Consider the following 19,546-nt stretch of genomic DNA (forward strand, 5'->3'; position numbering starts at 1 on the left):
CATCCAGTTGTGACATACAGAAAGCTGCGACATAGTAGCCTGCATACCAGGCGACATTTAGCCTGCGGCTAATTAAGGGATATCTCATGCGTACAGAATATTGCGGGCAGCTGCGTCAGTCCCACGTCGGACAGCAGGTAACCCTGTGTGGTTGGGTCAATCGTCGTCGTGATCTTGGTAGCCTTATCTTTATCGATATGCGCGACCGCGAAGGTATCGTTCAGGTGTTCTTCGATCCGGATCGCGCAGATGCGTTGAAGCTGGCCTCTGAGCTGCGTAATGAGTTCTGCATTCAGGTTACCGGCACCGTGCGTGCGCGCGACGAGAAAAACGTCAACGCCGACATGGCGACGGGTGCCATTGAAGTGCTGGCGTCCGATCTGACGATCATTAACCGTGCGGAAGCGCTGCCGCTGGACTCCAACCACGTCAACACTGAAGAAGCGCGTCTGAAATACCGCTACCTGGATCTGCGTCGTCCGGAAATGGCTCAGCGCCTGAAAACCCGTGCAAAAATCACCAGCCTGGTGCGTCGCTTTATGGATGACCACGGTTTCCTCGATATCGAAACCCCGATGCTGACCAAAGCCACGCCGGAAGGCGCGCGCGATTACCTGGTCCCATCCCGCGTTCATAAAGGCAAATTCTACGCGCTGCCGCAGTCTCCACAGCTGTTCAAACAGCTGCTGATGATGTCCGGCTTCGATCGCTACTATCAGATCGTTAAATGCTTCCGCGACGAAGATCTGCGCGCTGACCGTCAGCCAGAATTTACCCAGATCGATGTGGAAACCTCCTTCATGACCGCCGAGCAGGTGCGTGAAGTGATGGAAGCTCTGGTGCGTAGCCTGTGGAACGACGTGAAAGGCGTTGAGCTGGGCGATTTCCCTATCATGACCTTCGCTGAAGCCGAGCGTCGTTACGGCTCTGACAAACCCGACCTGCGTAACCCGATGGAGCTGGTGGACGTAGCAGATCTGGTGAAAGGCGTTGAGTTTGCCGTCTTCGCTGGCCCGGCTAACGATCCTAAAGGCCGCGTAGCGGCTCTGTGTGTACCGGGTGGTGCAGCACTGAGCCGCAAGCAGATCGACGATTACGGCAACTTCATCAAGATCTACGGCGCGAAAGGTCTGGCCTATATTAAAGTGACCGAGCGCGCGAAAGGTCTGGAAGGCATCACCAGCCCGGTAGCGAAATTCCTGAACGCGGACATCGTGGAAGCGATCCTTGAGCGCACCGGCGCGCAGGACGGCGACATGATCTTCTTCGGCGCAGACAATAAGAAAGTCGTGGCGGATGCGATGGGCGCGCTGCGTCTGAAGCTCGGCAAAGACCTGAGCCTGACCGACGAAAACAAATGGGCCCCGCTGTGGGTTATCGACTTCCCAATGTTTGAAGACGACGGTGAAGGCGGCCTGACTGCAATGCACCACCCGTTCACCTCCCCGAAAGAGATGACGGCGGCAGAGCTGAAAGCGGCACCGGAAGATGCTGTCGCCAACGCTTATGACATGGTCATCAACGGTTACGAAGTGGGCGGCGGTTCCGTGCGTATTCACAGCGGTGAAATGCAGCAGACCGTGTTCGGCATTCTGGGCATCAACGAGCAGGAGCAGCGCGAGAAGTTTGGCTTCCTGCTGGACGCCCTGAAATACGGTACGCCGCCGCACGCGGGTCTGGCCTTCGGTCTTGACCGACTGACCATGCTGCTGACCGGCACCGATAACATTCGTGATGTTATTGCCTTCCCGAAAACCACTGCCGCAGCGTGTCTGATGACCGAAGCGCCAAGCTTTGCCAACCCGGCCGCACTGGCTGAGCTGGGCATTGAGGTGGTGAAGAAGGAAGAGAAAAACTGATATGACATATAAGCTCCCCGTTTCGGTCCTGGTGGTCATTTATGCAGAAGACACGAAGCGGGTGCTGATGTTGCAGCGGCGCGATGACCCTGAATTCTGGCAGTCGGTTACCGGCAGTCTGGAAGAGGGGGAGACCGCGCCGCAGGCCGCCGCGCGTGAAGTAAAGGAAGAGGTCGCCATTGACGTTGTCCGCGAGCAACTGACCCTGAAGGACTGTCAGCGCACGGTGGAGTTCGAAATTTTTAGCCATTTACGTCATCGCTACGCGCCGGGTACCGAGCGCAATACGGAATCGTGGTTCTGTCTCGCGCTCCCCCATGAACGGGAGATCGTGTTTACCGAACACCTGACCTACCGCTGGGTGAATGCGGCGGATGCCGCCGCACTGACCAAGTCGTGGAGCAACCGGCAGGCGATTGAAGAATTTGTAATTAACGCTGCCTGAAAAGGCGCGCTCTTTGAGGATATTTTTATGGCAGGTCATAGTAAGTGGGCCAACACCAAACACCGCAAAGCGGCACAGGATGCCAAGCGCGGTAAGATCTTTACCAAAATCATTCGCGAGCTGGTGACAGCAGCGCGTCTGGGCGGCGGCGACCCGGCTTCTAACCCGCGTCTGCGCGCGGCGGTTGATAAAGCGCTGTCAAACAACATGACGCGTGACACCCTGAACCGTGCAATCGCACGTGGCGTGGGCGGTGATGAAGACGCGAACATGGAAACTATCATTTATGAAGGTTACGGCCCTGGCGGTACTGCGGTGATGGTTGAATGTCTGTCCGATAACCGTAACCGTACCGTTGCGGAAGTGCGCCACGCGTTCACCAAAACCGGTGGCAACCTGGGTACTGACGGTTCCGTTGCTTACCTGTTCAGCAAAAAAGGCGTCATCTCCTTCGAGAAAGGCGACGAAGATGCGATCATGGAAGCGGCGCTGGAAGCCGGTGCGGAAGACGTAGTGACCTTCGATGACGGCGCTATCGACGTTTATACCGCGTGGGAAGAGATGGGTGCCGTGCGCGACGCGCTGGAAGCGGCTGGCCTGAAAGCGGACAACGCTGAAGTGTCCATGATCCCGTCCACCAAAGCGGACATGGATGCGGAAACGGCACCGAAACTGCTGCGTCTGATCGACATGCTCGAAGACTGCGACGACGTGCAGGAAGTGTACCACAACGGTGAAATCTCTGATGAGGTTGCAGCGACTCTCTAATGAGAGCGTATAAATCCGTTACAGGAGACGCGTGATGTCGATTATTCTCGGGATTGACCCAGGCTCACGCGTCACCGGTTATGGCGTTATCCGTCAGGTGGGACGCCAGCTAACCTACCTGGGCAGCGGCTGTATTCGCACCAAAGTGGACGATCTTCCTTCGCGCCTGAAGCTCATTTATGCGGGCGTGTCGGAGATCATCACCCAGTTTCAGCCGGACTACTTCGCCATCGAGCAGGTCTTTATGGCGAAAAACGCCGATTCGGCGCTAAAGCTCGGTCAGGCGCGCGGGGTCGCCATCGTCGCTGCCGTGAACCAGGATTTGCCGGTATTCGAATACGCGGCGCGTCAGGTTAAGCAGACGGTGGTGGGGATTGGGAGCGCGGAAAAAAGCCAGGTGCAGCATATGGTGCGTACCTTGCTGAAGCTTCCCGCGAACCCGCAGGCCGACGCCGCGGATGCGCTGGCGATTGCGATTACCCACTGTCACGTCAGCCAGAACGCGATGCAAATGAGCGAGTCGCGGCTCAATCTGGCGCGAGGCAGGTTACGATAATCAGAAATCAGGCTGGATAAACATCCAGCCTTTTTTTATTATGTCGGCAGTTAATTTCTCCCAGAAGGCAGGAGCGTCACGTGATAGGCAGACTCAGAGGCATCATCATTGAAAAACAACCCCCGTTAGTGCTGCTGGAAGTGGGTGGCGTGGGCTATGAAGTCCATATGCCGATGACCTGCTTCTACGAGCTGCCGGACGCGGGCAAAGAGGCGATTGTCTTTACCCAGTTTGTGGTGCGTGAAGATGCCCAGCTGCTGTACGGCTTCAATAACAAGCAGGAACGGACCCTGTTCCGCGAGCTGATTAAAACCAACGGCGTCGGTCCGAAGCTGGCGCTGGCGATTTTGTCCGGCATGTCGGCACCACAGTTTGTGAATGCCGTTGAGCGTGAAGATCCGGCGGCGCTGATTAAGCTCCCGGGCATTGGTAAGAAAACCGCCGAGCGCCTGATTGTCGAAATGAAAGACCGCTTTAAAGGTCTGCATGGCGATCTGTTCACTCCGGCAGCTGATTTAGTACTGACCTCTCCTGGCGCGCCAGCGACGGATGATGACGCCGAGCAGGAAGCGGTTGCCGCGCTGGTGGCGCTGGGCTATAAACCTCAGGAGGCCAGCCGCATGGTGAGCAAAATTGCCAAACCGGACGCCAGCAGTGAAACCCTGATTCGTGAAGCGCTGCGCGCTGCATTGTGAGGTAAAGGATGATTGAAGCAGACCGCCTGGTGTCGGCAGGCACTATTCAGGCAGATGACGTGGTGGATCGCGCGATTCGCCCAAAACTGCTTGATGAGTATATCGGCCAGCCGCAGGTTCGTTCCCAGATGGAGATTTTCATCCAGGCGGCAAAGCTGCGCGGCGATGCGCTCGATCACCTGCTGATTTTTGGCCCTCCCGGTTTAGGGAAAACCACGCTGGCGAATATCGTCGCCAATGAAATGGGCGTCAACCTGCGCACTACATCCGGCCCCGTGCTGGAGAAGGCGGGCGATCTCGCGGCGATGCTGACCAACCTCGAACCGCATGACGTGCTGTTTATCGATGAGATCCACCGTCTGTCACCGGTGGTGGAGGAAGTGCTCTATCCGGCGATGGAAGATTACCAGCTGGATATCATGATCGGTGAAGGCCCGGCCGCGCGCTCCATCAAAATCGATCTGCCGCCGTTTACCCTGATTGGCGCCACCACCCGCGCCGGGTCGTTGACCTCTCCGCTGCGCGATCGTTTCGGCATCGTGCAGCGTCTTGAGTTTTACCAGGTGGCGGACCTCCAGCACATCGTTGGCCGCAGCGCCCGCTATATGGGGCTCGAAATGAGCGAAGAGGGCGCGTTTGAAGTGGCGAAGCGTTCCCGCGGTACGCCGCGTATCGCCAACCGCCTGCTGCGCCGCGTGCGTGACTTTGCCGAGGTGAAGCACGATGGCTCGATTTCCGCCGAGATCGCTGCCCAGGCGCTGGATATGCTTAACGTCGATGCCGAAGGCTTTGACTATATGGACCGTAAACTGCTGCTGGCGGTGCTGGATAAGTTCTTTGGCGGCCCGGTCGGGTTGGATAACCTGGCTGCGGCTATTGGGGAAGAGCGTGAGACGATTGAAGATGTGCTGGAGCCGTATCTGATCCAGCAGGGTTTCCTGCAGCGCACCCCGCGTGGACGTATGGCAACGGTGCGGGCGTGGAATCATTTCGGCATTACGCCGCCCGCGATGCCGTAATCCTTAATTCCCTCTCCCGGTGGGAGAGGGGCAGAGTGAGGGCATCAGCGCCCTCCATGTTAATTCGCTGTCTTCTTCATCATACTGAGGATAAACAGCACCGCTGCACTAAGCACCACAGACGGCCCCGCAGGCGTGTCGTAGAACGCCGAGAAGGTTAACCCCCCCGTTACCGCAATCATTCCGATAATCACGGCCACGCCGGCCATCTGCTCTGGCGTACGGGCAAAACGACGCGCCGTGGCGGCAGGGATGATCAGCAGCGACGTAATAATCAGCGCGCCGACAAACTTCATTGCGACGCCAATCGTTAACGCCGTCACCAGCATCAACAGCAGTTTTACGCGCTGCAGCTTCACGCCGTCGACAAACGCCAGATCCGGACTGACGGTCATTGCCAGTAAATTCCGCCACTGCCAGAGCAGAATAGCGAGTACCACCACGACGCCTATGGCGATAGCGATGAGATCCTCCGGCGTCACGGCCAGCAGGTCACCGAACAGATAAGCCATCAGATCCACGCGGATGTTCGACATCAGGCTGACCACCACCAGGCCCAGCGACAGGGCACTGTGCGCCATAATACCAAGCAGCGTATCAATAGCGAGGTGAGGGCGCTTCTCCAGCCAGACCAGACCGGCCGCCAGCAGCAGCGTGACCACAATCACCGCGTAGAAGGGGTTTACATCCAGCAGCAGACCAAAGGCAACGCCCAGCAGGGACGCATGCGCCAGGGTATCGCCAAAATAGGACATTCTGCGCCAGACAACAAACGAGCCGAGCGGGCCCGCGGCGCAGGCAAGCATAATCCCGGCCAGCCAGCCGGGCAGTAACAGTTCAATCATGAGTGTCCATTTCCCCGACGCAGTACGATTCGTCCCTGCAAATCATGGCGATGATTATGATGATGGCGGTAAATACCCAGCTGTTCAGCGCCGCGTGGGCCGAACATGGAGATAAACTCCGGGTGCATTGACACCACTTCAGGCGTACCGGAGCAGCAGATATGGTGGTTGAGACACAGCACTTCGTCGGTTTTTGCCATCACCAGATGGAGATCGTGAGACACCATCAGCACTGCGCAATCAAGCTCCCGGCGCAGCTGGTCGATCAAATCATAAAGCGCAACCTGACCATTCACATCCACACCCTGAGTCGGTTCATCCAGTACCAGAAGCTGCGGGCTGCTCAGCAGCGCGCGGGCAAGTAAAACACGCTGAGTTTCACCGCCGGACAGTTTTTGCAGCGGCGCATCGACAAGATGGCCCGCCTGCACGCGTTTCAGCGCCGGAAGAATATCGGCTTTACGAGTGCCGGGGCGCAGACGAAGGAAACGGCTGACCGTCAGCGGCAGCGTGGCGTCGAGGTGAAGTTTTTGCGGCACATAGCCAATACGCAATTTTTCCTCGCGCTTAATCACGCCTTCATCGGGTGCGACCAGACCCAGCACCACGCGCACCAGGGTGGATTTGCCTGCGCCATTGGGGCCGAGCAGCGTCAGAATTTTGCCGGGCTTCAGATCGAGCGACACGTCAGAGAGGACGCGGCGCTGGCCAAATGAGACCGAAATATTTTCAAGAGAAACCAATGTCGTCATGTCATTTTAAGCTTGAAGAAGTCAACGAATGTTATAATATCACATTCCACGCATTCACTACGATGATTAGTCGCATTATGTTACATAAAAATACGCTTCTTTTCGCAGCATTATCTGCTGCCCTTTGGGGGACAACCGCACAAGATGTTAACGCTGCGGTTGTCGCTTCGCTTAAGCCACTTGGATTCATCGCGTCCGCCATTGCCGACGGCGTAACGGAGACCCAGGTTCTGCTCCCTGATGGTGCTTCTGAGCATGACTATTCCCTGCGCCCGTCAGATGTAAAACGCTTACAAAACGCGGACTTAGTTGTCTGGATTGGTCCTGAAATGGAAGCGTTCATGCAGAAGTCAGCAAAACAGGTGGCGGGTGAAAAACAGGTTGCTATTGCCGACCTCCCCGGCGTGAAACCGTTACTCATGAAAGGGGCTGATGACGACGGAGACGAACATGACCATCATGCCGCAGACGGTGAAAAAGGTGATGAAGATCACCATCACGGCGAGTACAACATGCATCTTTGGTTATCCCCAGAGATAGCGCGGCTTTCAGCGGTTGCAATCCATGACAAATTAGTGGAACTTATGCCGCAAAGTCGAGCCAAACTAGACGCCAACCTGAAGGATTTTGAGGCACAATTAGCCGCAACCGATAAGCAGGTAGGTAATGAGCTCGCACCGTTGAAAGGAAAAGGGTATTTCGTTTTTCATGACGCCTACGGCTATTACGAAAAACATTACGGTTTGACCCCGCTGGGCCACTTCACCGTCAACCCTGAAATTCAGCCTGGTGCGCAGCGTTTACATGAAATCAGAACACAGTTGGTTGAGCAAAAAGCGACATGCGTTTTTGCTGAGCCACAGTTCAGGCCAGCGGTCGTAGAAGCCGTGGCCAGGGGAACATCCGTGCGCATGGGAACCCTTGACCCGCTAGGTACGAATATCCAGTTGAGCAAAGCGAGCTATTCGCAGTTCCTCAGCCAACTGGCGAACCAGTATGCGAGCTGCCTGAAAGGAGAATAACGAGGAAGTGAATACGTGCAACAGATAGCCCGCTCTGTCGCCCTGGCATTTAACAATCTGCCTCGACCCCACCGCGTTATGCTGGGGTCGCTTACAGTTCTCACCTTAGCGGTCGCCGTCTGGCGGCCCTATGTTTACCACCCGAGTTCTGCCCCTATCATCAAAACCATTGAGCTTGAAAAGAGCGAAATCCGTTCTTTGCTGCCTGAAGCCAGTGAGCCTATTGACCAGGCGGCTCAGGAAGATGAAGCCATCCCGCAGGATGAGCTGGACGATAAAACCGAGAACGAAGCGGGTATCCACGAATATGTTGTCTCTACCGGGGACACGCTGAGCAGCGTGCTGAACCAGTACGGCATCGACATGGGTAATATCAGCCAGCTGGCGGCTGCGGATAAAGATCTTCGTAACCTGAAAATCGGACAACAGCTCTCCTGGACACTAACGGCGGATGGCGATCTACAGCGTCTGACCTGGGAAATGTCCCGCCGCGAAACCCGCACCTACGATCGCACTGCAAACGGTTTCAAGATGACCAGTGAAATGCAGAAGGGCGACTGGGTTAACAGCGTTCTGAAAGGCACCGTGGGCGCGAGCTTTGTCTCCAGCGCGCGCGATGCGGGCCTGACCAGCGCTGAAATCAGCTCGGTGATCAAAGCCATGCAGTGGCAGATGGATTTCCGCAAGCTGAAGAAGGGCGATGAGTTCTCCGTCCTGATGTCCCGCGAAATGCTGGACGGCAAGCGCGAGCAAAGCCAGCTGCTGGGCGTACGTCTGCGCTCCGAAGGCAAAGATTACTACGCGATTCGTGCCGAAGACGGTAAGTTCTACGACCGCAGCGGTACGGGCCTTGCGAAAGGCTTCCTGCGCTTCCCGACGGCAAAACAGTTCCGCGTCTCCTCGAACTTTAACCCGCGTCGTCTGAACCCGGTAACCGGGCGCGTCGCGCCGCACCGTGGCGTTGACTTTGCTATGCCGCAGGGCACACCGGTACTGGCGGTAGGGGATGGCGAAGTGGTGGTGGCCAAGCGTAGCGGTGCCGCCGGATATTATGTCGCGGTACGTCATGGCCGTACGTATACGACCCGCTACATGCACCTGCGTAAGCTGCTGGTGAAGCCGGGCCAGAAGGTGAAGCGTGGTGACCGTATCGCGATCTCCGGCAATACCGGACGCTCTACCGGCCCGCACCTGCACTATGAAGTGTGGATCAACCAACAGGCAGTGAACCCGCTGACGGCGAAACTGCCGCGCACCGAAGGCCTGACAGGTAAAGATCGTACTGATTATCTGGCGCAGGTGAAAGAGGTGATACCGCAGCTGAGCTTAAACTAAGTCCTCTGTTTTTGTTAAAAAAGCCGGCGCACACTGACGCCGGCTTTTTCTTTTGTGCGTGGACGACTGCCTCGCTACACTATCTGAATAAAATTTTGCGTCATCAGACCCTGGATCCAGCATGGAAACCAAAAAAAACAATATTGAATACATTCCTGAGTTTGAAAAATCCTTCCGCCATCCGCGCAACTGGGGCGCCTGGCTTGGTGTCTACGCCTTTGCGGGGATGGCGTTACTGCCTGCTTCCGTTCGCGATCCCGTTTTGGGGAAAATTGGCCGTCTGGCCGGGCGTTTAGGCAAGAGCGCCCGCCGTCGCGCGCAGATCAACCTCTATTACTGTTTTCCTGAGAAAAGCGACGCCGAGCGCGAGGCAATCATTGATGAGATGTACACCACCGCGCCGCAGGCCATGGCGATGATGGCTGAACTGGCGCTGAAAGGGCCGGATAAAATCGTCGATCGTGTTGACTGGAAAGGGCTGGACATCATCGAGGAGATGCGCCGCAACGACGAGAAAGTCATTTTCCTTGTCCCCCACGGCTGGGGCGTTGATATTCCGGCGATGCTGATGGCGTCTCAGGGCCAGAAAATGGCGGCGATGTTCCATAACCAGGGAAATAAAATCTACGATTTTGTCTGGAGTACCGTGCGTCGTCGTTTTGGCGGACGTTTGCACGCGCGTAACGATGGCATTAAACCCTTCATTCAGTCGGTGCGTCAGGGTTACTGGGGCTACTATCTGCCGGATCAGGACCACGGCCCTGAACACAGCGAGTTTGTCGATTTCTTTGCGACCTACAAAGCAACGCTTCCCGCGATCGGTCGCCTGATGAAAGTCTGTCGTGCCCGCGTGATCCCGCTGTTTCCGGTGTATGATGGTAAAACGCATCGCCTGAGTATTGAGGTTCGTCCGCCGATGGACGATCTGCTGACCGCGGACGACCACACGATCGCGCGTCGAATGAACGAAGAAGTGGAAATCCTGGTGGGGCCGCATGCCGAACAGTACACGTGGATCCTGAAGCTGCTGAAAACGCGTAAGCCAGGTGAAACAGAGCCCTATAAACGCAAAGAGCTTTATCCGAAGAAATAAAAAAAGCCCTCTCCATCTGGAGAGGGCTTTTTAACATAGGCGTTATTACTCGACGGTCATGACGCGCGTGGTGTTTGTTGAGCCGATGGTGCTCATCACGTCGCCCTGGGTCACAATGACAATATCACCGGACACCAGATAGCCTTTGTCGCGCAGCAGGTTTACGGCATCGTGCGCCGCAGTTACGCCGTCACTGGTGCTGTCGAAGTGAACCGGCGTCACGCCGCGGTACAGCGCCGTCAGGTTCAGGGTGCGTTCGTGACGGGACATGGCGAAGATCGGCAGGCCAGAGCTGATACGAGAGGTCATCAGCGCGGTGCGGCCAGATTCGGTCATGGTGATGATCGCGGTAACGCCCTTCAGGTGGTTTGCCGCGTACATCGCAGACATCGCAATCGCTTCTTCCACGTTGTCGAACTGCACGTCCAGACGGTGTTTAGAGACGTTGATGCTTGGGATCTTTTCAGCGCCCAGGCAGACGCGCGCCATGGCGGCCACGGTTTCTGCCGGATACTGGCCCGCAGCGGTTTCCGCAGAGAGCATCACCGCATCGGTGCCGTCCAGCACGGCGTTAGCCACGTCCATAACTTCTGCACGGGTTGGCATTGGGTTGGTGATCATCGATTCCATCATCTGCGTGGCGGTGATCACCGCGCGGTTCAGCTGACGTGCGCGACGAATGAGCGCTTTCTGGATACCGACCAGCTCAGGGTCGCCAATTTCCACGCCCAGGTCACCGCGCGCAACCATCACCACGTCAGAGGCGAGGATCACATCGTCCATGGCATCCTGATCGCAAACGGCTTCGGCGCGTTCAACTTTCGCGACGATTTTAGCATCGCAGCCTGCATCCCGTGCCAGGCGACGCGCATAGTTCAGATCTTCGCCGCAGCGCGGGAAGGATACAGCCAGGTAGTCAACGCCGATCAGCGCAGCCGTCACGATGTCCGCTTTGTCTTTATCGGTAAGCGCTTCTGCAGAGAGGCCGCCACCCAGTTTGTTGATGCCTTTATTGTTGGAGAGCGGGCCGCCCACGGTGACTTCGGTGAACACTTTCATGCCCTGAACTTCCAGCACCTTCAGCTGTACGCGACCGTCGTCGAGCAGCAGGATATCGCCAGGTACCACGTCAGCCGGCAGGCCTTTATAGTCGATACCGACTCTCTCTTTATCGCCTTCGCCTTTGCCCAGGTTGGCATCAAGCAGGAATTTGTCGCCGATATTGAGGAAAACTTTACCCTCTTTAAAGGTTGATACGCGGATTTTTGGACCTTGCAAATCGCCGAGGATAGCAACGTGGCGGCCCAGTTTGGCTGCGATTTCACGCACTTTATCGGCACGTAACTTATGGTCTTCTGGCGTACCGTGAGAGAAGTTCATGCGCACCACGTTGGCGCCGGCGGCGATAATTTTCTCAAGATTATTATCGCGATCGGTGGCCGGGCCTAAGGTGGTTACGATCTTGGTTCTGCGAAGCCTTCTGGACATGTAATACTCCGTTGACTGAAACAACTTTGGTGTTGCGTGAACATTGAATCGGCCTTCATCTGCTGCAAGGCAGCGGAGAGTGGACCGAATGCCGTAAATCGTTACATCGTAATTATGGTTACGTCTTCGTTATCAACTATCAGGGAACATCGCTCTTTATAAGTAATTCTTTATCAAAACGCGATTCCTTCAGCGCTTCCTTGACCCGCTTCAAGTTATCCCGGAATTTTGCGCCCCGGCGTAAGGTAAAACCGGTTGCCAGCACGTCAATCACGGTGAGCTGCGCCAGACGGGAAACCATCGGCATATAAATGTCGGTGTCTTCCGGCACGTCGAGGGTGATCGCCAGCGTCGCCTCACGGGCCAGCGGCGTGCCTGCCGTGGTGAGGGCAATCACCATGGCATCGTTTTCACGGGCCAGCTGAGCCAGCTCTACCTGACTCTTGGTGCGGCCAGTGTGCGAAATCAGTACCACGACGTCATCTTCACTGCAATTCATACAGCTCATGCGTTGCAGCACAATGTCATCGGAATAAATAACCGGGACGTTAAAGCGGAAAAATTTGTTCATGGCGTCATGCGCCACGGCTGCCGACGACCCGAGACCAAAGAACGCAATCCGCTTGGCCTGGGTGAGTAAATCCACCGCGCGATTCACGGAACTCATGTCCAGAGACTGGCGCACGTGGTCAAGCGAAGCCATGGCCGATTCAAAAATTTTCGCGGTATAGGCATCAACGCTGTCGTCTTCATCCACATTACGATTAACATATGGGGTGCCGTTAGCCAGACTTTGTGCCAGATGCAGTTTAAAATCAGGAAAGCCGCGCGTTTCGAGGCTGCGGCAAAAGCGATTGACCGTCGGTTCGCTAACACCCGCTTCCTGTGCCAGAGCGGCGATGCTTGAATGAATCGCCTGAGCGGGGGAGGCGAGAATGACCTCGGCCACTTTTCGCTCGGATTTGCTAAGGTGTTCCAGTTGAAACTGGATTTTTTCCAGCATGTTCATGTTAACAGGACGCTCATGGGTGTAAACGATTTCATAAATTGATGAAATCGTGATTCGATTTAGCCGATATTACCCTTGTGGCTTCCATTAAGGGTAACAATCGACAAGATAATGTTGTTGTTTTTTTTCATTACTTGATCGGTGTCGGGTTTTGCTGTGACCCTGTTGCGCAAATAAACGACGGTTGTTGCGTCATTACGTCGTCGTAATCATCCAGATGGTGAAAAATCGCGGTATCGCACGCGACGATAAGCGCTAATGGTTTCGGGAATGACGTAAAAGCAGTACAGTGCATTGTAATAAAATTACAACGATACCTGGCAGAAGTACCAGGTGATCCAACTGAGGAGAATGACATGGCGGTAACGCAAACAGCCCAGGCATGTGACCTGGTCATTTTCGGCGCGAAAGGCGATCTTGCACGCCGAAAATTGCTGCCTTCCCTGTATCAACTGGAGAAAGCGGGCCAAATTCATCCGGATACCCGTATTCTGGGTGTCGGGCGCGCTGACTGGGACAAGGACGCTTATACCAAAGTCGTCCGCGAGGCGCTCGAAACTTTCATGAAAGAAAAAATTGATGAAAGTTTGTGGGATACCCTGAGTGGACGCCTCGATTTCTGCAACCTGGACGTCAATGACGTCAGCGCGTTTACCCGCTTAGGCGCGATGCTGGATCAGAAAAACCGTGTCACCATTAACTATTTCGCCATGCCGCCAAGCACCTTCGGCGCCATCTGCAAAGGTCTGGGCGAAGCCAAACTGAACGCCAAACCGGCGCGCGTCGTGATGGAGAAGCCGCTAGGGACGTCGCTGGCAACCTCCCGTGAAATCAACGACCAGGTGGGCGAGTTCTTTGAAGAGTGCCAGGTCTACCGTATCGACCACTATCTCGGTAAAGAGACGGTACTGAACCTGCTGGCGCTGCGTTTCGCTAACTCCCTGTTTGTGAATAACTGGGACAACCGCACTATCGACCACGTGGAAATCACCGTGGCGGAAGAGGTCGGGATTGAAGGTCGCTGGGGTTACTTTGACCAGGCCGGTCAGATGCGCGACATGATCCAGAACCACCTGCTGCAAATTCTGTGCATGATTGCCATGTCTCCACCGTCTGACCTGACGGCTGACAGCATCCGTGACGCAAAAGTGAAAGTGCTGAAGTCACTGCGCCGCATCGACCGCTCCAACGTGCGTGAGAAGACCGTCCGCGGCCAGTACACCGCCGGGTTTGCGCAAGGCAAAAAAGTGCCGGGCTACCTGGAAGAAGAGGGCGCGAACAAGTCCAGCAACACCGAGACGTTCGTGGCGATACGCGTGGATATCGACGACTGGCGTTGGGCGGGCGTTCCGTTCTACCTGCGCACCGGTAAACGTCTGCCGGCCAAATGTTCCGAAGTGGTTGTTTACTTCAAAAACCCGGAATTGAACCTGTTCAAAGAGTCCTGGCAGGAACTGCCGCAGAACAAACTGACCATTCGTCTTCAGCCGGACGAGGGAGTGGATATCCAGATCCTCAACAAAGTGCCGGGGCTGGATCATAAACACAACCTGCAGACCACCAAGCTGGATCTGAGCTACTCCGAAACCTTCAACCAGACGCACCTGGCCGATGCTTACGAGCGTCTGCTGCTGGAAACCATGCGCGGTATCCAGGCGCTGTTTGTGCGCCGCGATGAGGTGGAAGAGGCGTGGAAATGGGTCGACTCCATCACCGAAGCCTGGGCTGCCGATCAGGATGCGCCAAAACCGTATCAGGCGGGTACATGGGGACCTGTCGCGTCGGTGGCGATGATCACCCGCGATGGCCGCTCCTGGAACGAGTTTGAGTAAGATAATCCTCTAGCTCGAAAGTGTTATTTTACCGGTAACATGATCTAACACAGCTAGTGGCACAATTTTCAACTTTTAAGCTCCGCGTGGATTCACCCGCGGAGCTTTTTTTATTACACTGCCGGAAGTGATTTTGCCCCTGAGCTCCGGACAGCAAGCGTTTCAGCGTTGTTAACAACTGCCAGCGACTTTGTAAACTCCCGAGCCGGACAGATAATTTAGAGGAGCTTTTATGAATCCGACATTGTTACGCGTAACACAGCGCATTATCGAGCGCTCGAAAGAGACCCGTTCGGCCTACCTCGCCCGGATTGAACAGGCAAAGAGCAGCACCGTCCACCGATCTCAGCTGGCCTGCGGGAACCTGGCGCACGGCTTCGCCGCCTGCCAGCCTGATGATAAAGCGTCGCTGAAAAGCATGTTGCGTAACAATATCGCCATCATTACCTCCTATAACGATATGCTTTCCGCCCACCAGCCGTATGAGGTCTATCCCGATATCATCCGCAACGCGCTGCACAGCGTGAATGCGGTGGGCCAGGTGGCGGGCGGCGTACCTGCCATGTGTGACGGCGTGACGCAGGGGCAGGACGGCATGGAGCTGTCCCTGCTGAGCCGCGAAGTGATTGCGATGTCTGCCGCGGTGGGCCTGTCACACAACATGTTTGATGGCGCGCTGTACCTCGGCGTGTGCGACAAGATTGTCCCGGGCCTGGTGATGGCGGCGCTGTCGTTTGGGCATCTGCCTGCGATCTTCGTCCCGTCCGGCCCAATGGCGAGCGGTCTGCCGAACAAAGAAAAAGTGCGTATTCGCCAGCTGTATGCGGAAGGGAAAGCAGACCGTCAGGCGCTGCTGGAGGCGGAAGCCGCGTCCTATCATGCGCCGGGGACCTGTACGTTCTACGGTACGGCTAACACTAACCAGATGGTGGTGGAGTTTATGGGGATGCAGCTTCCGGGCTCGTCCTTTATCCAGCCGGATGCGCCGCTGCGCAAGGCGCTGACCGAGGCCGCGGCCCGTCAGGTTACGCGTCTGACCGGCAACGGCAACGAATGGATGCCGATGGGTAAAATGGTTGACGAAAAAGTCATCGTCAACGGGATTGTCGCGCTGCTGGCAACCGGGGGGTCAACCAACCACACCATGCATCTGGTTGCCATGGCGCGTGCGGCGGGCATTCTGATTAACTGGGATGACTTCTCCGAGATCTCTTCCGTGGTGCCGCTGATGGCGCGCCTGTACCCGAACGGTCCGGCGGATATTAACCACTTCCAGGCCGCAGGCGGCGTACCGCTGCTGATGCGCGAGCTGCTGAAAGGCGGACTGCTGCATGAAGACGTGAATACCGTGGCGGGCTTTGGCCTGCAGCGCTACACCCAGGAGCCGTGGCTGAACAACGGCGAGCTGGACTGGCGTGAAGGGGCGAGCGCCTCTCTTGATGCGCAGGTGATTGCCACCATCGACAAACCGTTCTCTCCTCACGGCGGCACCAAAGTGCTGAGCGGCAACCTCGGCCGCGCGGTGATGAAGACCTCTGCCGTACCGGAAGAGAACCAGATTATCGAAGCGCCGGCGGTAGTGTTTGAAAGCCAGCATGACGTATTACCTGCCTTTGACGCCGGTCTTCTTGATAAAGACTGCGTGGTGGTGGTGCGTCACCAGGGGCCTAAAGCCAACGGGATGCCAGAATTACATAAACTTATGCCACCACTTGGTGTATTATTGGACCGCCGTTTCAAAATTGCGCTAGTCACCGATGGACGCCTCTCCGGGGCATCCGGTAAAGTGCCTTCAGCCATCCACGTGACGCCTGAAGCCTACGACGGCGGTTTGCTGGCGAAAGTACGCGACGGTGACATGATCCGCGTGAACGGCCAGACGGGCGAGTTAACCCTGCTGGTGGATGAATCCGAGCTGGCGGCACGTCAGCCTCATATTCCTGACCTGAGCGCATCGCGCGTGGGGACCGGACGCGAAATGTTCAGCGCGCTGCGTGAGAAACTCTCCGGTGCGGAGCAGGGCGCAACCTGTATTACGTTTTAAGACGACTTGATTTTAACGATCTGGCGAGAGAAAACTCTGATGAAAAACTGGAAAACAAGTGCAGAAGCAATCCTGACCACTGGCCCTGTCGTGCCGGTTATCGTGGTAAACAAGCTGGAGCACGCTGTACCGATGGCGAAAGCGCTGGTAGCGGGCGGCGTTCGCGTTCTGGAAGTGACCCTGCGCACCGCCTGCGCGATGGATGCTATTCGTGCGATTGCCAAAGAAGTGCCGGACGCCATCATCGGTGCGGGTACCGTAACGAACGCAAAACAGCTGGCTGAAGTGACCGAAGCGGGCGCACAGTTTGCCATCAGCCCGGGCCTGACCGAGCAGCTGCTGAAAGCCGCCACCGAAGGTACCATTCCGCTGATCCCTGGCATCAGCACCGTCTCTGAACTGATGCTGGGCATGGATTACGGTCTGAAAGAGTTCAAATTCTTCCCGGCTGAAGCAAATGGCGGCACCAAAGCGCTGCAGGCGATTGCGGGTCCCTTCTCTCAGGTACGCTTCTGCCCGACGGGCGGTATCTCTCCTGCCAACTACCGTGACTACCTGGCGCTGAAAAGCGTGCTGTGCATCGGCGGTTCATGGCTGGTTCCGGCGGATGCGCTGGAAGCGGGCGACTGGGATCGCATTACCAAACTGGCTCGCGAAGCGGTTGAAGGCGCGAAACAGTAAGTTAATCGCAGCATGAAAAACGGGCCTTTTGGCCCGTTTTTTTATCCCTCTACCTTGACGCTCGCAGCGGCCGCTTTCGCTCTCGCCACGGCGTCGTCAACGTTATCCCCGGTGGCTAATCCCACGCCAAGACGGCGAGTTCCGTCGATCTCCGGCTTGCCGAACAAACGTACCTGCAACCCGGCACCCACCGCCCCGTCGACGTTATCAAACGTGACGTTCTGGCTGGTTAACTGCGGCAGGATCACCGCCGAGGCGGCAGGGCCATACTGACGAACACCGCCGACGGGCAGGCCGAGGAAGGCGCGCACGTGCAGGGCGAATTCGGAGAGATCTTGCGAAATCAGCGTGACCATGCCGGTGTCATGCGGGCGAGGGGAGACTTCGCTGAAAATCACCTCATCACCGCACACAAACAGCTCCACGCCGAACAGGCCATAGCCGCCCAGCGCCAGGACGGTTTTACGGGCGATCTCCTGAGCACGCTCCAGCGCCAGGGCGCTCATCTGCTGCGGCTGCCAGGATTCGCGGTAATCGCCATCTTCCTGACGGTGGCCAATCGGGTCGCAGAAATGGACGCCGTCAACGGCGCTGACGGTCAGCAGGGTGATTTCGAAATCAAACTTCACGACGCCTTCGACGATCACGCGTCCGGCTCCCGCGCGGCCACCCTGCTGGGCATAATCCCACGCGTTATCCAGGTTGCCGCTGTCGCGAATAAAGCTTTGTCCTTTCCCGGAGGAACTCATCACCGGCTTAACGATGCACGGGTAGCCAATCTCCTCGACGGCCTGCAGAAACGCGGCCTTATCGCCAGCAAAACGATAGCTCGAGGTGGGCAATTCCAGCTCTTCCGCCGCCAGGCGACGAATGCCTTCGCGGTTCATGGTCAGCTTTGCGGCTTTCGCGCAGGGCACCACGCGCTGGCCTTCCTGCTCCAGGGCGATCAGCGTATCGGTGGCAATAGCTTCAATTTCCGGCACGACAAAATCAGGTTTCTCGCGCGTAATCAGCTCGCGAAGAGCATCGCCATCCAGCATGTTAATCACATAAGAACGATGGGCGACGTGCATGGCTGGGGCGTCGGCGTAACGGTCTACGGCAATGACTTCCACACCTAAACGCTGGCACTCGATGGCGACCTCTTTTCCCAGCTCGCCCGATCCCAACAGCATCACTCGCGTCGCTGCAGGTCGCAGCGCAGTTCCTAAACGAATCATAACAATCCCCCTGAAAAAGTTGCGGGCAGTATAAACGAAAACGTTTGCGTCTGTCTTGTGCTCGGCTAAACGAGGGGGCAGAAATTTGCGCTTCTTTAGCCCGTCCAGACATTTCCTGACGCCCGCTCGCTTACGCTGTGGAACATGTTCACCGTTAAGTGAGGGAAACCATGTCTGGCTGGTTAAATCAATTGCAATCCCTGTTAGGGCAGAAAACATCGTCTGGCGAACGGGACCTCAGCAAACTGCTGGTACCCGGGGCGCTCGGAGGGCTGGCAGGCCTGCTGGTCGCGAATAAATCCTCGCGCAAGCTGCTGGCAAAGTATGGGACAGGCGCACTGCTGGCCGGTGGGGGCGCCATCGCGGGCACCGTGCTGTGGAATAAATACAAGGACAGGGTTAGGACCGCGCACAGCGATGAACCGCATTACGGCGAGCACACCTCGCCGCTGGATCTGCGTACCGAGCGGCTCATTCTTGCGCTGGTTTTTGCCGCGAAAAGTGACGGGCATATTGACGATAAAGAGCGAGCGGCAATCGAGCAGCAGCTGCGCGAGGCCGGCGTTGAAGAGAAGGGCAGAACGCTGGTGGCGCAGGCCATCGAGCAGACTCTGGAGCCGCAGCGTCTGGCGCAAAGCGTGAAAAATGAGGAAGAGGCGCTTGAACTCTATTTCCTCAGCTGTGCCGCCATCGATATCGATCACTTTATGGAGCGGAGCTACCTGAACGCCCTGGGCGATGCGTTAAAGATCCCACAAGACGTGCGTGAAGGCATTGAGCGGGACATCCGGGAGCAAAAACAGGCGTTACAGGGATAGTTCTCGCCGTTGCGACCCTGTTTCGCTTGCATCATGCGTGGGTTTTGCCAACCTTATAGGGTGTA

18 protein-coding genes are annotated in these 19,546 nt (G+C 56.6%); 13 read left to right on the forward strand and 5 right to left on the reverse strand.

Annotation, left to right across the window (positions count from 1 at the left end):
* Positions 1-86 precede the first annotated feature (86 nt).
* The 6 genes from aspS to ruvB all read left to right on the forward strand — a co-directional run bounded on the left by aspS (position 87) and on the right by ruvB (position 5,342).
* Positions 87-1,859: an aspartate--tRNA ligase gene (gene aspS / locus NUX24_RS03920; protein ID WP_257830053.1), complete on the forward strand. Its 1,773-nt coding sequence runs from the start codon at positions 87-89 to the stop codon at positions 1,857-1,859.
* Position 1,860: 1 nt separating this feature from the next.
* The gene (nudB, locus tag NUX24_RS03925; protein ID WP_047652324.1) at positions 1,861-2,304 is read left to right on the forward strand and encodes a dihydroneopterin triphosphate diphosphatase; all 444 of its coding nucleotides are present in this window, start codon (positions 1,861-1,863) and stop codon (positions 2,302-2,304) included.
* A 27-nt stretch (positions 2,305-2,331) separates the two neighbouring features.
* The gene (locus NUX24_RS03930) at positions 2,332-3,072 is read left to right on the forward strand and encodes a YebC/PmpR family DNA-binding transcriptional regulator (protein ID WP_008500447.1); all 741 of its coding nucleotides are present in this window, start codon (positions 2,332-2,334) and stop codon (positions 3,070-3,072) included.
* A gap of 34 nt (positions 3,073-3,106) precedes the next feature.
* Positions 3,107-3,628 (forward strand): crossover junction endodeoxyribonuclease RuvC, encoded by a 522-nt coding sequence (ruvC, locus tag NUX24_RS03935; protein WP_003859749.1) that lies wholly within the window; start codon positions 3,107-3,109, stop codon positions 3,626-3,628.
* 80 nt (positions 3,629-3,708) lie between these two features.
* The gene (gene ruvA / locus NUX24_RS03940) at positions 3,709-4,323 is read left to right on the forward strand and encodes a Holliday junction branch migration protein RuvA (RefSeq protein WP_023617042.1); all 615 of its coding nucleotides are present in this window, start codon (positions 3,709-3,711) and stop codon (positions 4,321-4,323) included.
* An 8-nt stretch (positions 4,324-4,331) separates the two neighbouring features.
* Positions 4,332-5,342, forward strand: a complete 1,011-nt coding sequence (gene ruvB, locus NUX24_RS03945) for a Holliday junction branch migration DNA helicase RuvB (protein WP_023312235.1) — start codon at positions 4,332-4,334, stop codon at positions 5,340-5,342.
* Between the two features lie 59 nt (positions 5,343-5,401).
* Here the strand turns inward: ruvB and znuB are convergent, their stop codons facing one another.
* The gene (gene znuB / locus NUX24_RS03950; RefSeq protein ID WP_126330153.1) at positions 5,402-6,187 is read right to left on the reverse strand and encodes a zinc ABC transporter permease subunit ZnuB; all 786 of its coding nucleotides are present in this window, start codon (positions 6,185-6,187) and stop codon (positions 5,402-5,404) included.
* Positions 6,184-6,939: a zinc ABC transporter ATP-binding protein ZnuC gene (gene znuC, locus NUX24_RS03955; RefSeq protein WP_023312233.1), complete on the reverse strand. Its 756-nt coding sequence runs from the start codon at positions 6,937-6,939 to the stop codon at positions 6,184-6,186. The genes znuB and znuC overlap by 4 nt, the downstream gene beginning before the upstream one ends.
* 77 nt (positions 6,940-7,016) lie before the next feature.
* Here znuC and znuA point away from each other — a divergent pair, with 77 nt between their 5' ends.
* The 3 genes from znuA (at position 7,017) to lpxM (ending at position 10,389) form a co-directional block, all read left to right on the forward strand.
* A complete protein-coding gene (gene znuA, locus NUX24_RS03960) occupies positions 7,017-7,961 on the forward strand; it encodes a zinc ABC transporter substrate-binding protein ZnuA (protein WP_126330301.1) in 945 nt (314 codons plus the stop codon).
* Positions 7,962-7,976: 15 nt separating this feature from the next.
* Complete coding sequence (gene mepM, locus NUX24_RS03965) at positions 7,977-9,296, forward strand: murein DD-endopeptidase MepM (RefSeq protein ID WP_045326742.1); 1,320 nt, start codon at positions 7,977-7,979, stop codon at positions 9,294-9,296.
* A 121-nt stretch (positions 9,297-9,417) separates the two neighbouring features.
* The gene (gene lpxM, locus NUX24_RS03970; RefSeq protein WP_257830054.1) at positions 9,418-10,389 is read left to right on the forward strand and encodes a lauroyl-Kdo(2)-lipid IV(A) myristoyltransferase; all 972 of its coding nucleotides are present in this window, start codon (positions 9,418-9,420) and stop codon (positions 10,387-10,389) included.
* Positions 10,390-10,434: 45 nt separating this feature from the next.
* Here the strand turns inward: lpxM and pyk are convergent, their stop codons facing one another.
* Positions 10,435-11,877, reverse strand: coding sequence for a pyruvate kinase (gene pyk, locus NUX24_RS03975; protein WP_257830055.1), 1,443 nt, complete (start codon positions 11,875-11,877; stop codon positions 10,435-10,437).
* Positions 11,878-12,016: 139 nt separating this feature from the next.
* Positions 12,017-12,886, reverse strand: coding sequence for a MurR/RpiR family transcriptional regulator (locus NUX24_RS03980; protein WP_023312229.1), 870 nt, complete (start codon positions 12,884-12,886; stop codon positions 12,017-12,019).
* 356 nt (positions 12,887-13,242) lie between these two features.
* On the opposite strand from NUX24_RS03980, the gene zwf reads away from it, so the two are divergent.
* The 3 genes from zwf (at position 13,243) to kdgA (ending at position 17,443) form a co-directional block, all read left to right on the forward strand.
* A complete protein-coding gene (gene zwf, locus NUX24_RS03985) occupies positions 13,243-14,718 on the forward strand; it encodes a glucose-6-phosphate dehydrogenase (RefSeq protein WP_023312228.1) in 1,476 nt (491 codons plus the stop codon).
* 232 nt (positions 14,719-14,950) lie between these two features.
* Entirely contained in the window at positions 14,951-16,762 is a 1,812-nt protein-coding gene (gene edd / locus NUX24_RS03990) for a phosphogluconate dehydratase (protein ID WP_047652320.1), read from the forward strand.
* Positions 16,763-16,801: 39 nt separating this feature from the next.
* On the forward strand, positions 16,802-17,443 hold the full coding sequence (gene kdgA, locus NUX24_RS03995) for a bifunctional 4-hydroxy-2-oxoglutarate aldolase/2-dehydro-3-deoxy-phosphogluconate aldolase (RefSeq protein ID WP_257830056.1): 642 nt from the start codon (positions 16,802-16,804) through the stop codon (positions 17,441-17,443).
* 41 nt (positions 17,444-17,484) lie between these two features.
* On the opposite strand, the gene purT is transcribed toward kdgA, so the two are convergent.
* The gene (gene purT, locus NUX24_RS04000; protein ID WP_257830057.1) at positions 17,485-18,663 is read right to left on the reverse strand and encodes a formate-dependent phosphoribosylglycinamide formyltransferase; all 1,179 of its coding nucleotides are present in this window, start codon (positions 18,661-18,663) and stop codon (positions 17,485-17,487) included.
* Between the two features lie 170 nt (positions 18,664-18,833).
* On the opposite strand from purT, the gene NUX24_RS04005 reads away from it, so the two are divergent.
* The gene (locus NUX24_RS04005) at positions 18,834-19,481 is read left to right on the forward strand and encodes a tellurite resistance TerB family protein (RefSeq protein WP_257830058.1); all 648 of its coding nucleotides are present in this window, start codon (positions 18,834-18,836) and stop codon (positions 19,479-19,481) included.
* The last annotated feature ends 65 nt before the right edge of the window (positions 19,482-19,546 follow it).

Origin of the sequence: Enterobacter sp. HG048, from assembly GCF_024702055.1 — a bacterium.
GTDB classification, from domain to species: domain Bacteria; phylum Pseudomonadota; class Gammaproteobacteria; order Enterobacterales; family Enterobacteriaceae; genus Enterobacter; species Enterobacter dykesii.